General features: G+C 68.9%; 16 protein-coding genes and 1 pseudogene. 5 read left to right on the top strand and 12 right to left on the bottom strand.

Annotation, left to right across the window (positions count from 1 at the left end):
- The first annotated feature begins 45 nt into the window (after nt 1-45).
- The 3 genes from ACWEKR_RS18000 to ACWEKR_RS17990 all read left to right on the top strand — a co-directional run bounded on the left by ACWEKR_RS18000 (nt 46) and on the right by ACWEKR_RS17990 (nt 1,453).
- The gene (locus ACWEKR_RS18000; RefSeq protein WP_267470420.1) at nt 46-180 is read left to right on the top strand and encodes a hypothetical protein; all 135 of its coding nucleotides are present in this window, start codon (nt 46-48) and stop codon (nt 178-180) included.
- The gene (locus ACWEKR_RS17995) at nt 180-767 is read left to right on the top strand and encodes an NADPH-dependent FMN reductase (RefSeq protein WP_452355399.1); all 588 of its coding nucleotides are present in this window, start codon (nt 180-182) and stop codon (nt 765-767) included. Before ACWEKR_RS18000 ends, ACWEKR_RS17995 begins: the two co-directional genes overlap by 1 nt.
- Nucleotides 768-901: 134 nt before the next feature.
- Nucleotides 902-1,453 (top strand): dihydrofolate reductase family protein, encoded by a 552-nt coding sequence (locus ACWEKR_RS17990; protein WP_452355398.1) that lies wholly within the window; start codon nt 902-904, stop codon nt 1,451-1,453.
- A gap of 75 nt (nt 1,454-1,528) precedes the next feature.
- Here the strand turns inward: ACWEKR_RS17990 and ACWEKR_RS17985 are convergent, their stop codons facing one another.
- From ACWEKR_RS17985 to ACWEKR_RS17975, 3 genes are all read right to left on the bottom strand, one after another.
- A complete protein-coding gene (locus tag ACWEKR_RS17985) occupies nt 1,529-1,771 on the bottom strand; it encodes a hypothetical protein (protein ID WP_159839988.1) in 243 nt (80 codons plus the stop codon).
- 323 nt (nt 1,772-2,094) lie between these two features.
- A complete protein-coding gene (locus ACWEKR_RS17980) occupies nt 2,095-3,060 on the bottom strand; it encodes a DUF5996 family protein (protein WP_452355397.1) in 966 nt (321 codons plus the stop codon).
- 229 nt (nt 3,061-3,289) lie between these two features.
- Nucleotides 3,290-3,484, bottom strand: a complete 195-nt coding sequence (locus tag ACWEKR_RS17975; protein WP_452355396.1) for a hypothetical protein — start codon at nt 3,482-3,484, stop codon at nt 3,290-3,292.
- 186 nt (nt 3,485-3,670) lie between these two features.
- Here ACWEKR_RS17975 and ACWEKR_RS17970 point away from each other — a divergent pair.
- Nucleotides 3,671-3,850: pseudogene (locus ACWEKR_RS17970) on the top strand (class I SAM-dependent methyltransferase); the annotation flags it as partial.
- A gap of 253 nt (nt 3,851-4,103) precedes the next feature.
- Here ACWEKR_RS17970 and lipB read toward each other — a convergent pair.
- The 3 genes from lipB to ACWEKR_RS17955 form a co-directional block, all read right to left on the bottom strand.
- Entirely contained in the window at nt 4,104-4,739 is a 636-nt protein-coding gene (gene lipB / locus ACWEKR_RS17965; RefSeq protein ID WP_452355395.1) for a lipoyl(octanoyl) transferase LipB, read from the bottom strand.
- 78 nt (nt 4,740-4,817) lie between these two features.
- Nucleotides 4,818-5,297, bottom strand: coding sequence for a hypothetical protein (locus tag ACWEKR_RS17960; RefSeq protein ID WP_452355394.1), 480 nt, complete (start codon nt 5,295-5,297; stop codon nt 4,818-4,820).
- A 296-nt stretch (nt 5,298-5,593) separates the two neighbouring features.
- Nucleotides 5,594-6,877 carry a PucR family transcriptional regulator gene (locus tag ACWEKR_RS17955; RefSeq protein ID WP_452355393.1) on the bottom strand — a complete coding sequence of 428 codons (1,284 nt, stop codon included), beginning with the start codon at nt 6,875-6,877 and terminating at the stop codon, nt 5,594-5,596.
- A 169-nt stretch (nt 6,878-7,046) separates the two neighbouring features.
- Between ACWEKR_RS17955 and ACWEKR_RS17950 the strand changes: the two genes are divergently transcribed.
- Complete coding sequence (locus ACWEKR_RS17950; protein WP_452355392.1) at nt 7,047-7,970, top strand: class I adenylate-forming enzyme family protein; 924 nt, start codon at nt 7,047-7,049, stop codon at nt 7,968-7,970.
- Nucleotides 7,971-8,464: 494 nt separating this feature from the next.
- Here ACWEKR_RS17950 and ACWEKR_RS17945 read toward each other — a convergent pair whose 3' ends face one another.
- From ACWEKR_RS17945 to ACWEKR_RS17920, 6 genes are all read right to left on the bottom strand, one after another.
- Nucleotides 8,465-9,220, bottom strand: coding sequence for a ZIP family metal transporter (locus ACWEKR_RS17945; protein ID WP_452355391.1), 756 nt, complete (start codon nt 9,218-9,220; stop codon nt 8,465-8,467).
- A 201-nt stretch (nt 9,221-9,421) separates the two neighbouring features.
- The gene (locus ACWEKR_RS17940; RefSeq protein WP_452355549.1) at nt 9,422-10,330 is read right to left on the bottom strand and encodes an alpha/beta hydrolase; all 909 of its coding nucleotides are present in this window, start codon (nt 10,328-10,330) and stop codon (nt 9,422-9,424) included.
- A gap of 496 nt (nt 10,331-10,826) precedes the next feature.
- Nucleotides 10,827-11,549 (bottom strand): alpha/beta fold hydrolase, encoded by a 723-nt coding sequence (locus tag ACWEKR_RS17935; protein WP_452355390.1) that lies wholly within the window; start codon nt 11,547-11,549, stop codon nt 10,827-10,829.
- Between the two features lie 141 nt (nt 11,550-11,690).
- Nucleotides 11,691-12,308 carry an NAD(P)-dependent oxidoreductase gene (locus tag ACWEKR_RS17930; RefSeq protein ID WP_452355389.1) on the bottom strand — a complete coding sequence of 206 codons (618 nt, stop codon included), beginning with the start codon at nt 12,306-12,308 and terminating at the stop codon, nt 11,691-11,693.
- Complete coding sequence (locus tag ACWEKR_RS17925; RefSeq protein WP_452355388.1) at nt 12,308-12,748, bottom strand: SgcJ/EcaC family oxidoreductase; 441 nt, start codon at nt 12,746-12,748, stop codon at nt 12,308-12,310. Before ACWEKR_RS17925 ends, ACWEKR_RS17930 begins: the two co-directional genes overlap by 1 nt.
- Complete coding sequence (locus ACWEKR_RS17920; RefSeq protein WP_452355387.1) at nt 12,745-13,467, bottom strand: SDR family NAD(P)-dependent oxidoreductase; 723 nt, start codon at nt 13,465-13,467, stop codon at nt 12,745-12,747. The genes ACWEKR_RS17925 and ACWEKR_RS17920 overlap by 4 nt, the downstream gene beginning before the upstream one ends.
- Between the last annotated feature and the right edge of the window lie 5 nt (nt 13,468-13,472).

Genomic DNA, 13,472 nt, shown 5'->3' with positions numbered 1-13,472 from the left:
TGCCAGCGGCGCCGGAGGCCGACCGCAAACAAATCGGAAGGTGCTGTGCCCACAGTGGGAACGCCGGACATCGGACTCGCGGAAAGAGAGCTCGACATGAAACCCATCCCCGCCCCGCCCCGGATCGGCTACGCCACAGGCACCGTCGAGAAGACGCTCGCCGCCGCCGAGGACCTGTGATGACGGGTGCGGGCCAGGTCCGGGTGGCGCTGATCGTGGGCAGCACCCGCACCGGCCGGTTCGGTCCCACGGTGGCGGACTGGTTCGCCGGGCGGCTGAACCGCCGCAGGCAAGTGGACGTGGACCGGATCGATCTCGCGACGACGGGGCTGCCCGATCGGCTGACCGATCACGACGAGCCGCTCCCGGCCGCGGTCCGCGCTCTCGGCGCGCGGCTGGCGGTCGCGGACGCGTTCGTCGTGGTCACTCCGGAGTACAACCGGAGCTTCCCGGCCGCGGTGAAGAACGCCGTCGACTGGTTCGACGCGGAGTGGGCCGCCAAGCCGGTCACGGTGGTGGGATACGGCGGCGACGCGGACGGCGGTCACGCCGCCGCCCAGCTACGGCCTGTCTTCGGCGAACTGAACGCCGTGCTCATCCGGCGTACCGTGACCATCACCAAGGCTTGGCAGCGCTTCGCGAGCGACGGCAGCTGGCCACGGCGCGACGCGGAACTGGACGAGATCGTCGACGCCGCGATCGACCAGCTCTTGTGGTGGGCGTGCGCCTTGCGCGCGGCACGGGCCGGCACGCCGTTCGTGCGGTAGAAAGCAACCGCGAACCGAGTCGGTGCGCCGGTGACGGACCGACCGTAAACAAACCGTAAGGCGGTGGCGGCAGAGTCGTTCTCGACAGCGAGACCGGCCGCATCCGGCGACCGCCGCACGTGAAAGGAAAACCGATGGGCACCATCGCAGTACACGAGTTCATCGCCCTCGACGGGGTGTACGAGGATCCGTCCTGGACCTTCGAGTACGGGTTCGACCCGAAGATGGGGGAGACCCTGGGTGCGATCACCTCGGCGTCGAAAGCGATCCTGCTGGGCCGCACCACCTTCGAGATGTTCGCCCCGGCCTGGTCGACCCGCACCGCCGAGGACGACCCGGGCGCGCCGTTCTTCAACGACACGATGAAATACGTGGTGGGTGCGGGGGAGCCGCGGGTGGAATGGGCCAACAGCACCCGTCTGGGCGCTTACGACGCGGATGTCATCCGCAAGCTGAAGGACGAGGTCGACGGCGTCATCTACGTCAGCGGCAGCGGCACGCTGGTGCGGGCGCTGCTCGCGGAAGGTTTGGTCGATGACCTGCATCTGTTCGTGTACCCGATCGCGCTCGGCAAGGGTAAGCGCCTGTGGAGCGACGGTGTCGAGGCGACCAAGCTCGCGCTCAAAGAACAGGAGGTCTACGCCAACGGCGTCGTCCACTTGGACTATGGTCCCGCCGCGGCCTGATGCCACGCGGAAGGGCGGCCCGTTCGGGCCGCCCGAGCGATCCGGTTCGCCGCGAGGAGGGCGATCGGGCCGAGCTCAGCGCCCTCCGGTGCAGTAACCCTCCGGGGTGTACTGGCACGGACGCTCGTTGCGTCCACGGTATCCGCCGTGGTTACTGCTCCTGGAGCGCTCTCCCACACCGGAGCCGCGCTTGTCGGCGGGGTTGTGCGAGTACCGGTCCGCTGTGGTGGTGACAGAAGGTTCGGGCCAAGCGACCGCCGCCGCCGTGAAGACCGACCCACCGATCAGCGCCGAGGCCACCACTCGACGCACTGTCACGCGCTTCCTCGTGTTGTGCATTAGATTCATCCCGTCGATTAACGTGCCGTCATATAACGATACATTGATCAATGAGTCGTTGGCGCTACTAGCTTCCCATTGTCGGGAACGATGAGGTCTACCAGCCTCGATGAGGTGCATGCTGCTACGTGTTCGATCTTGCCCTGTACAACGTGCCGTTGTTCAGGTAACCGCGCAGAGTGCACCGCAAACCATGACGAGCACATCCGGCCCGCGGGCTACGCATGCGGAGAGGGCGTCCCGCTGCTGGAACGATCACGTGCGACCGTCGAGAGCCGCATCGATTCACCCGGCCGAGCCGGTCACCGTCGCGCCTGCTCTGTGCCGCGCGATCCGCGTTCGTGCTGCCAGCGATCCGGGTCCGCCTCCAGCGCGGCGCGGTCCCAGTGGCCGAGTCCGGCGGCGGCCGCATACGTCGTGTCGAGGAACTCGAGCAGCGCGCGCTCGGGCGCCGGGGACGTGCGAACCGCCTCGTAGGGCAGGAGGAATTGGCCGTTCTCCCGGCTGTAGAAGGCATCCGGCGGACCGACCGGGTACTCGTCGAATCCCTCGGGCTCCGGGTACGCGTAGGCGTAGAAGGCGCCTTCGGCCCCGCCGCCGGGCCAGAAGCCGCAACTGCTCAGTTCGTGCGAGTAGCCCTCGACCATGACCCAGTCGCCGCAGTTGGGCGCGCCACCCGGGTGCCGAGGAGCTGCCCGCCCGGAGAATCTGGTGCACGCCAAATCCATCGCTCCCCAGAAGAAGTGCACCGGGCTGACTTTGCCGATGAAACGCGAACGGAACTCGTGCATGACCCGATCGGCGGCGAGCAGTTGCCGCCAGAACAAGGTGGCGGCAGCCGCGTCATAGGAACGATGCTCGTAGTCCTCGGCGAACGGGATGGCGGGTTCGACCTCGTTGGGCCTGGCCTGGATGCGCACCGGAACGCCGAGTTCGCCCAAAGCCGCGACGGTTTCGGCGTAGAAGGCCGCGACCGGCTTGGGTTCGAGCGCGACCCGCCGGCTTCGGCCGTCGCTGGACCGGATGTGCAGCTGATGATCGAGGAAGTCGAATTCGATGTCGAAGCAACCGGTCGGATGCGGGATGGACGAGGTGGTCAGTCCCCTCGGGCTGACGTAGAAGGTGACCTGCCACCAGTGGTTGACCAGCGGAGCGTGGGAGAGCCGGATCTTGCCGACGATCTGCGTCCACATGTGCAGCGTCTCCCGCGTGGGCGTCCAGTCGTCCACCTGCAGCGCAGGCCACGGCCCGGTCGTGGCTTCTGTCACTGCCGCACCTCCGTCTCGTTCGGGGTTGTCGGTGCCGGTGCCGCACGCAGGCGCCCGCGAAGCCCGGCGCAGTGCTCGTAATCCGCACCGTACCCCGTGCGCAGGCCCTCGGAAGCCCGACATGCGACAGAGTTGGCAACTGTCCGGCAACATCGCCTGCCTCCGCTGCGGACCGATCATCCCGACGGACACGGCGCACGGGCATGCCCGGGGATCGGCAGGCGACCCCTTACGGCCTGCGCGGCCACCTGTCGTCGGGTGACGGCATTCTCGCCAACGGCAGGGCGACGCCCTTCCGGGTTGCCCGGGCTCTGCGGCGGGAATCCGGATCCCACACCATGGCCGCGGCCGCACCGCCGAGCAGAACCACGACGATGCCGACGATCGCCACCCACAGCAGTACCACCGATGTTTCTCCAGTCATCCCCGTCCGCTCCGTATGGCACGTTATCCCCAGGCGGACAATTGCTTTCGCGATGGCGAGCATTCTTCCCACACCGGGTGGCCGGCGCGAATCGACGCGCGGATTCTGTGCTGTGCCAGCACCACGAGCTCCCGCGTTTGGGATACGTCTGGTAACGCATAATGTCGGGCACGGTGCGCCCGCGACCGCGCGCGGGCCGAGGGCATCGCGAATGTGTCGTTCCGGCAAGGCGACGCGCAGGTGCACCCGTTCCCCGCGGCCGCGTTCGACGTGGCGATGAGCCGCTCCGGGATCATGTTCTTCGCCGACCCGGTCGCCGCCTTCGCCAATCTCGTCCGCGCGCTGCGACCCGGTGGCCGCCTCGCGCTCGTAGCCATGACCGCACTGGCCGGAACCGATCTCGGCACCGTATTAGGTTCGCTCGCCGCGCATTTCCCGTGCGCCGGGTCGCAGGACGGCCACGGCCCCACCTCGTTCTCGATCCCGGCCGGGGTCGCCACCGGGGTCCTCTACATCCACTTCGCCGACAAGGAGGAACTGCTCGCCGCCGCCCTGCGCGCGCACGTCGACGAGGTGCAAGGCGGACTCGGCTTACGTGATCGCCCGGCGCGCCGGACGATCAGCCGGCCTCGAACGCGGCGGCCACGATCGGGCGCACCTGTTCCATGGTGGCTGTCCCGGTCTCGCGGGCCACGGAGGTCATGTCGACGTCGGGAAGCCCGCAAGCGACAGCCCAGTGCCACGGTTCGAGGTCGCCGTTCACGTTGAGCGCGAAGCCGTGACTGGTGATCCCGCGGCTCTGGCGCATCCCGATGGAGACGATCTTGCGGGCGGTGCGGGTGGTCCACACCCCGGTGAGCAGTTCCGAGCCCGGTGGGGTGTCGCGGCGTTCCGCGGGAACGTCGAGCCGGCCGAGCGCTTCGATCAGGCGGAGCTCGACCTCCCGGATGTAGTCGACCACCCCTTCGCCGGAATCGAGCCGCACGATGAGATAGCCGACCAGCTGGCCCGGGCCGTGATAGGTGAGCTGGCCCCCGCGAGTGGTTTCCACCACCGGAATGTGGTGAGCTGGATCGGGCAGGTGCTCCAGCGGCGTCCTGCGCCCGACGGTGTAGACCGGCGGATGGCTCAGCAGCCAAAGCGTGTCCGGCCGCGCGTCGCTGTGGCGTTCGTCGACCAGCTCGCCCATGCGCTCCATGGCCTTGTCGTAGTCGACGAGGTCGTCCTGGATCAAAGTCAGCGGCCGGGATCGCATGCTCCGACCATATCGCCCGCTGCCGTACCGGCGAACCCGCCCCGTGACGGCCAGGTCTCGGCGCCGCCCGCACGGCGGCTAGGACGTGGTGCGCAATCCCGGCTGTGGGTGGGTCGCCGCGGCGCGGCGCTTGGCCGCGAACGGCAGTGCCACCATGTACAGGCCGGAGAACAGCAGCACGGCGAGCGGCACAAGCGGCAGGTAGGACACCCAGACGATCGGATCCTCGGGTGCCAAGGCGACGAATGTGGCGAGGACGGTCAGGAGGAAAACGATGCCCGACCAACGGTGCAGCCGCCGGACCCGCTGTGCGGGTCGGGGAGCCTCTGTCGCCACCTCCTGCCGGGGCACGGCTGCTCGGTCACGCCGCGTCGCGGTGTACCACGACACGAGTAGGCCGAGACCGGAAAAGAGAAGCAGGGCGAGGGGAGGCAGTGGCGCGTAGGACAACCAGACCGGGCCCTGTAGCGCCAAGGCGGCGATTGTGACGATCAAAGTCACGGTGAAGATGACGGCCAGCCACCGGTGAATCTGCCGAATCCGCTTGTTCCAGTCCATGAGTCCTCCTCTGCTTGTGCGCAACCCCGGAGATCGCCGGGTGGACGTCGGTGGTGAAGACGCTAGCCAGGGCCGGTCACCGGTACTTCTCGATTCCTGATCGTTTCGAGGGGCCGCCATCGGATGTGCGTGCGACGTCGAGCGGCGGCAGTGCGCATCTGCTGTGCCGGTTGCGCGACCGCGCCTGCGGCACTCGATCCGCGGTGTGTCGGGTGGGTCAGGCCGAGAGAGATGTGCAGGGCTGTGACGTATGGGCACGCAGCCTCGCAGCGGCCGGATGCGCTGTCGCGGCGAACTCACGCGGTTTCCGGCCGCGGTGTCGGCGGTCCGTACCAGTGGCAGATCAACAAGGCGAGTTCGACGTCGAGGCGATCGTCGGCGATGGGCCTGCCGCGTCGCGAAATAGCGCGCCCCACGCGGTATTTGACCGAGTTGGGGTGCAAGTCCAGTTCCTCGGCGGCCGCTTTGTAACTCGATCCGGTGCGCAGGAACACCTGGAGCGTCTCGCGCAGTCGGGCATCGTTGCCGGTGTCGGAGGCCAGGTCGCCGAGCACCGCACCGACCCATTCCCGGACTTCCGCCGCGTGGCCGCCGACCAGGGCCGCCACCGGTAGTCCGGGATCGTCGGCCGCGACGACCCGATCTCCGGTGTCCCCGCGCGCCAGCGCGACCGAACGCGCGCTCCGGGCCAGGCGATGCGACCGGCGAAATCCCGCGACTCCGGGAGCCATCGCGCCGATCGCCACCCGCGGCGCATCGCTCAGCGCGGCCGTGAAACCGCGGCGGCCGGCGACCGCGTCGGGTCGCGCCGAGCGGTACGGCAGCCAGGCCCAGCCGCTCAGTTGATCGTCGGCGACGAACAGGGGAGTCGCGTCGGCTCCCGCGGGCTCGGCCGAGCCGCGGACGAACCGCTGCAACCGGCCCAGTGCGTCGCCGGGCGTGCCGGAATCCGGGTACCAGACGATGAGCGCCAGATGATGCCACCGCAGCGGATAACCGATCTTCTCGGCGGTGGCGTCGACATCGATGGCGCCCTTCCCCTCCAGAATCTCGCGCACGCCCAGCGCGCGGACGCTGTTGCGCGTTTCCAGCCAATGCTCGCGCTCGCCTTCGTACACCGCGACGACTTGCTGGACCAATCGGTCGAGGTACTCGAACAGCCTGGTGGCGATGGCCCGGGCGACGAGAAAATCGACCGGCGCGAGGTCTGCCGCCTGCAGTTCGGCGAAGAATCGTTCGGTCGCCAGCCGCTGGCCGAGATGATAGGCCCGGACCAGGGCATTGAGCGGGACACCGTGCTGGGCCAGCCGCCTGGTGTATTCGCCGGCCGCCGCGGGTAGGTGAATACGCGCGGCGGGAATGTCGTGGCGCAGCGCGTGCAGCATGGTGTCGACATTGCCCTGCACACTGGCTCCGAGCAGGTCGACGGTATGGACATCCGCGCGTAATTCGGATATCTCTTTCTCGAGGCCGTGATGGATGCTCGCGCTGATTTCCGTCACCTGCTCGTTCATGCGGGCGGCGATTTCCCCGACGAAACGGTCCAGCTCGACAGCACGGTCGCGACGAGAATTCGTCACCAGCCGATCCTAGTTGTCCCCCCTTCGCCAGCGCGGCGAATCGCGCGATCGACTTTGTCCTCCGGCGACAAAGCGGGCGAAGAAATTGAGCGTTGAACGACGGTGTCGAGCCCGGCCCCGCCACATACCGTTGTCATCGAATCCCCCCGCCCGTTGTCGAGGAGATCGCATGACGCTTTCGACCCTCCCGGACCGTCGCGCCGAAGCCGCCCCGCACATACTCGCTCTCGCCGATGATCGCACCGAGCTGAACAACGCCGAATTCCTGGCCGCCGTCCAGCGAGCCGCCTCCGGGCTGCGTGCCGTGGGCGTCACGACCGGCGACGTGGTTGCGATCATGCTGCCTGGCGCCGTCGACCTCGTGGTGGCGCTGTTCGCGACCTGGCGCCTGGGGGCCGCGGCCGCCGTGATCGACCCGATGGTGCACGACGCGGAAGCGGGCCGACGGATATCCGACGCCGGTTCCACGGTCGTCATCGCCACCACCCGGCCCGCGGGAGTCGACCCGTCGGTTCCGGTCGTCACGCTCGCCACGGCAGAACGCGACGTCGTCGATCCGGCGCGGCCAGGTGCGGAGGAATTGGCGCTGATCACCTACTGCTGCGGCGACCGGGCGATGCTCGACCACCGTCACCTGGGGACCATGTGCCAATTCGTCAGCAAGGTGTTCGCCCTCACCGAGGCCGACCACAGTCTGTCGACGCTGCCGATGCAGCAGATATGCGGCATCCTGCTGGGCGCGTTGTCGCCGCTGGCCGTCGGGGGCCGCGCCACCATGGTCGGCCCTCTGGACCCGCGATCATTCCTGGACCGGATCGAACGACTCCGGCCCACCTACTCCTCCGGGGTCCCGGGCCTGTACACCGCGCTGTCCGAGCTGCCCGGCCGGATGCGGGCAGACACCTCCTCGGTGCGTTTCGCGCTCTGCTGCGTGGCCCCCGCCCGCGTCGAACTGCGCACCAGGTTCCAGCACCGTTACGGGATACCCATCATCAACGGATACGGTCTGCGCGAGGTCATCGCGCGAGCGCACGCGCTCCGTTCACCGGCAGCGACAGAGCAATCGGGCAGCGCGTACGCCGCGTCGCGGTGAGCCGGTCAGCGGTCGGAGACGAAGCCACCCTTCGGCCGCCGAACAAAGGACGCCCCGCGGTCACCAGGGCAGGACGCCTTCGGCGTCGAAGAAGCCACCGGTGGGGTCGTCCGGCCCCCACTTGCGCCATCCGCACGGTGATCTCGGCGTCATGCTCCGCGCTTTGCAGGCCGCTGTTCCCGTTCAGGTCGGATCGGGTGGAACCGGGCTCCACCGCGTTGATCCGCATCGTCGGAAACGCCTTGGCGTACTGCACGGTCAGCACGTTCACCGCGGTTTTCGCCGCCGGACAGGCGAAGCCCGGGTAGGCATGCGCCCGGGTGCCCGGCGTGGCGACCCGGGTCAGGAAGGCGAGACTGCTGCTGACATCGACCACGACCGGGGCGGCGGAACGCCGAAGCAGCGGAAGGAACGCGGGCTGGAACGCGCTCCAAGTCGAGCCGCGACACATCTCGGAGTGCGAGCATCGCCGAAGCCCTTTGGGGGAAACAACACTAGTGATCGAGCTGGGACAGGGCGAACGCGGTAAGGAAACCGGACACCGTGATCAACCCCACCCACAGATGGGCGTTCTCGAACGCCTCCGGGATCATCGTGTCGGTGATCATGGCCAGGATCGCGCCGGCGGCCAGGGCGGTGATGGCGGCCAGTAACGCGGGCGCGGCGTCACCGAGCAGGCCGTAACCCGCCATCGCCGCCACACCGCTGATCAGCGCTATACCGCCCCACAAGCCGAACACATAGCGCGGGTGGCGGTGCGCGCGGCGCATACCGGCCGCGCTGGACAAGCCCTCCGGGATGTTGCTGATGAATACCGCGGCCACCGTGACGGCGCTGACGGCTTTGCCGCCCAGCAGGCTCGTCCCGATGACGATGGATTCCGGTACACCGTCGAGCAGCGCGCCCAGCGCGATGGCGGTACCGGAGCCGGATAGTTCGGACTCGCTGGGCTGCTGGTCTCCCGAGCGCTTGCGGTGCCGGGCGCCGCGGCGGGCCAGGGCGATGTCGGCCAGGGTGTAGATCACCGCACCGCCCACCGCGCCGATGGCGGTGGGCGGCAATCCGGCGCGTTCGTGCGCGTCGGCGATCAACTCGAACGACACCGCCGAGAGCAGCACTCCGCTGCCGAAGCCCATCACGGCGGCCACGATCCTGGCCGGGACCCGGGCGAAGAACCCCACCGAAGCCCCCATCAGCAAGGCGGATCCGGCCAGCAATCCCCACCCGCCCGCAGCCCACAACCCTGACACCCGACCGTCTCCTCACTGCTCGGAACGTGTCGCCGGCCTGGATCATCGGCCGGCCACCTGTCGGAGCTACCCGCGTCTGCCGACGCGGAAACGAGGCACTGCCGATCGCGGCGTGCGGGTGCCACGGCCTTCGTCCGAGCCCGCATGCCCTCGCCGGGCACAGACGCTTTCGCCGAGAAGGCGCAACGCTGCCGGGACGGATCAGTGTGCGCCGAGCGCGTCGAGGATCATCGGACGCGCCGTCGCGAGCGCTTGCTGCCAGTAGGGCCAGGTGTGCGTTCCGTCGAGGACGTCGACGCGGGCGGTGATATCCAGTGCCGCGAGCCGATCACGGAACATCTGCGCGGACGCGATCGTCATCGTCTCGAGGCTCATCGCGTTCACCGTGTTGCCGAGGCCGAACGGCAGATCGAGCGGGCCGGGCAGGCCGTTGCCGGTCGAGACGTACATCGGCAGTCCGCGCAGCAGTTCCGCTTGTTCGGTGGCGTCGTTGCGGCTCCAGGCGGGGTCGCCGGCCGGTCCCCACATGTCGTCGACATTGAAGTTGCCCTCGTCCCACATGGCGGCGCGCATCGCCTCGTTCCAGAGCGGGAAGGTCGGGTGCAGGAATCCGGAGAAGGAGCCGGCGAACTTGAACTGGTCGCGGTGATGGGCGGCCAGTGTCAGGGCGGCATTACCTCCCATGGAGGGTCCGACGATGGCGTTGTTGGTGCGCGATACGCCGTAGCGCTGCAGATAGGCCGGCAGTTCCCGCGTGAGGAAGGTCTCCCATTTGTACGTCGTCTCTTGACCGTTCGTACTACTCGGCCGGTACCAGTCGGTGTAGAAGCTCGAATGCCCGCCGACCGGGAACACCAGGGTGACGTTGTCGTCCGCGAATTGGCGCAGAGCGTCGGTATCGGTCGTCCACTGACTGTGATCGGCCGGTGCGCGCAGGCCGTCGAGCACGTAGAGCGCCGCGCTCCCGCCGCGCGCCGCCCACTGCACCTGCACTTTGATCGGTCCCATGCTGGACGGCACGAAGAGATCGGTGTATCCGCCTGCTCTGGCCCGCGATATCGGTGCGTGGATCGGCGCGGCGGTGGCCACGGTCGCGCCGATCGACGACATGAGCACAATCGCCACCACGGCAGCGCCTGCCTTCTCGATGATTCGCCTCTTTCCGGATCGCGCTGCCGCGCCCACCCGCGTACCTCCTACCGTGTTCGGTCACCGGGGAATTCCGATTCGCTTGTCGACGAGAGCGATTCGCACTCTGCACCCTGGGTCCGTCGCACCCGGGATCGGAGAGACATCCTAGTTGCGCCGTGGCAGGTCCCAGCGTTGTCGCAGTCAGGCATGGGAAGCCCGGACCCGGTGTGCCGGTGGTGCGGGCAGCTCCCGGTACCGGGGTGATCGATGCTGACCTCCCGGGATGCCGGCTGGAAACGTTGGTGAGCGACCTTGCCAGATGGTAGCCCGAACAACTGCTCGCGACGCGCCTCCGGAACCGACCGGCACTACGGCGTGTCGCCGACCGGTTCCTGTCCGGCGAACGGTTACCAGCGCTACGCGGGCATCGATCCGCATGCGGACGCACCGGTCACGCGATTGCAGCGTTGCCGGGCTACGGCCTGGGCAGCTCCGCCGCGGGCGGGCTCGGTGTCACGCACAGTCTCGTGGCGAGGTCGGCCCACCCTCGCGGATCGGTCGCCCACAGATTGTGGGCGACGCCGGGGAGTTCCTCGAATCTTCCGCGTGGGACCAGTGCGGCGAGCTGACGCAGTGGCCGCGACGGGCGGATGTCGTATCGCGGGGCCACGAAGGTCATCGCCACATCGGAGTCGGCCAACCGCCGCAGAAGGTCCGGTTCGTGTATCCACTGCACGAACGACGCGCTCAGGGCGACGTGCACGTCCGGTTCCCACACGACCTCGAAGTCGGCTTCCAGATGCCGTGCGGACTGGTAGGCCTGGGACCAGGTTCGGTCCTTGTGCAGTCCGTGCCCGGCCACGCCGACCACGGATCCGACCCGGCCGGGATGGTCCAGCGCGTAGCGCACCGCCAGGTCCGAGCCCCAGGAGTGGCCGAGCGCCACCCAACGGTCGATCCCAGCGGCTCGCCGCACCGCTTCGATATCGGCGACGGCCTGGGCGAGGTCGTGTGGTCCGCCCTCGGAGCGTCCGACACCTCTGGGCTCCGGATACCACGCGCGCGTCCCGCGCGGCGCCAGCCGGACGTCCTCGAGGTAATGGACGCTGCCCGGCCCGCCGGACAGGACCACGACATCGGGTCCGCGTCCGGTGACACCGACATGCAGCGAGATCCCGTCGTCGGCAGGCACCGTCATCGATCGCATCGCACCCCCTGGCCGCAGCGGAACCGAATCGCCGATTCCGCGCTCCACCTTATTGCCGAGACGCGTGCGGGGCTCGCGAGTTGGGGCAGACCACGGCGGGTTGTGACGTCGCCACGCGTGGTGGCGCGGTGATCAGGACGAGACGGCGACTACGGACCGATAGGTGTGCGGGTCGTCGACGGCGTCGAGGAGGTGGTCGGCCAAGTCCGCCCGTGCGGTGCGCGGGCCGACCTTCCGGCGCGCACCCAGCGACACGCGCGGACTGCCGCCTGTGGGTGCATCGGTCAATCGGGTGGGTCGGACGACTGTCCAGCGCAGATCGCTCTGCGCGAGAGAGTGTTCCATGCGGGCCATATCGGCGTAGGTGTCCCGCAGGACCGTGCGCAACGCGGCGGCGAGGAGCTTGGTGCTCGCGCCCGCGTCCGCCGGGATGTCCAGCGCCGCCGAGGAGATCACGAGAAGCAGCGCGTCCGGCCGCAGCGCGGCGACGACCGCGGCGGTGGAGTAGACCGTCGTGGGGCCGCGTCCGGTCGCGCCGAGTGCGGAGATCACCGCATCGTGGTCGTCCAGGAGTCCGGTCAGCGCGCCCGGAGCGCAGGGGTCGGCCGTGATGATTGTCGCCCCCCGCGCGGAGGCCGCGGTGGGGGCCCGGCGGACGATCGCGGTGACGCGATGCCCTCGGGCCAGTGCCCGGTCGACCAGTATGCGCCCGGTGCGTCCGGTGGCGCCGAGGACCGCGATGGCGGCCATCAGTGCGCGGCGGGGCGGGTGGCGGGCTGGGACCGGAACGACACCGCTTCCATGAGCGGTTTGCGCTGGGTCTTCTGCACGGCCGCGATGCGCCACTGCCCGTCGGTGTCACGGACCACGGTGTAAGTGGCGAGTTTGCCCAGTTTCTTCGGCGCTCGCTTCGATGATTCCCCGCGCGTCACGACGACCGCGGTATCCATGCCGTAGTAACGGATGTCGAGGATGTCGACGGTCAACCGCGTGCCCTTCAAGAAGCTGTCGAACAAGGCCTGGTGCGCGCGGCCGATCTCCGCACCGCCGCGGTAGACGGTGCCGACATAGGTGACGTCGGTGGCGTCCGCGGTGAAGCAGGCGCCGTAGGCGGCGCCGTCGCCGGCATTCCAGGCCTGCCTGCTGCGCTCGAGGAGGGCGCGGATGGCGGCGGTGTCGGTGGTGGTCATTGCGATCTCCTTCGGTCGGCGAGCAGGGCCAGGGCGGCCCGGCGCGGCAGCAGCCGCAAGGCGGCGATGAGTGCCCGGTCGAGCGGGCTGGTGAGTACGACGGCGCCGGTGTCGCCGGCCAACGCTTTCCGCGTGCGTGCCGCCACCTGCTCGGGCGTCTGGATCAGCCAGGGCGGCACGTCGGTGGCGGTCTGCGAGGCGGTGGCGGTGACGCCGGGACACAGGGCCAGCACCCGGACACCGCGTGATCGTTGTTCGTGCCAGAGGGTTTCGGACAATGCCGTGACGAAGGCTTTCGTCGCGCTGTAGACGGCGAGGCCGGGTTTCGGTGTGTGCCCGAGCGTCGAGGACACGTTCACCAGCACGCACCCGGGCGTGGCCGCGCCGAGGAAGGCACGAGCCAGAACGAGCACCGCCCGGCAGTTGAGATCCAGAGTGGCCAGCGATGATTCGATCGGGAGCGCGGCGAAGTCGCCGTGCTCGGCGGTTCCGGCATTGTTGACCAGCAGCGTGTATCCGCCCGTGCGGAGCCGCTCCGTCACCGCCCGCAGTCCGTCTTCGGTGCCCAGATCGGCGGTGAGATAGTCGTGACCGTCACCGAGTTCGGCGATCAGGGTCTCGAGCCCTTCGGCGCCGCGCGCCACGGCGGTCACCGAACAGCCGTGCGCGGCGAGAGTTGTCGCCATGGCCCGCCCGATTCCCGCACTGGCGCCGGTCACCAGAG

The sequence above is a fragment of the Nocardia sp. NPDC004573 genome, assembly GCF_053602135.1.
Note: the sequence above shows the minus strand (reverse complement) of the source record. Positions and strands in the feature narration are given on the sequence as shown.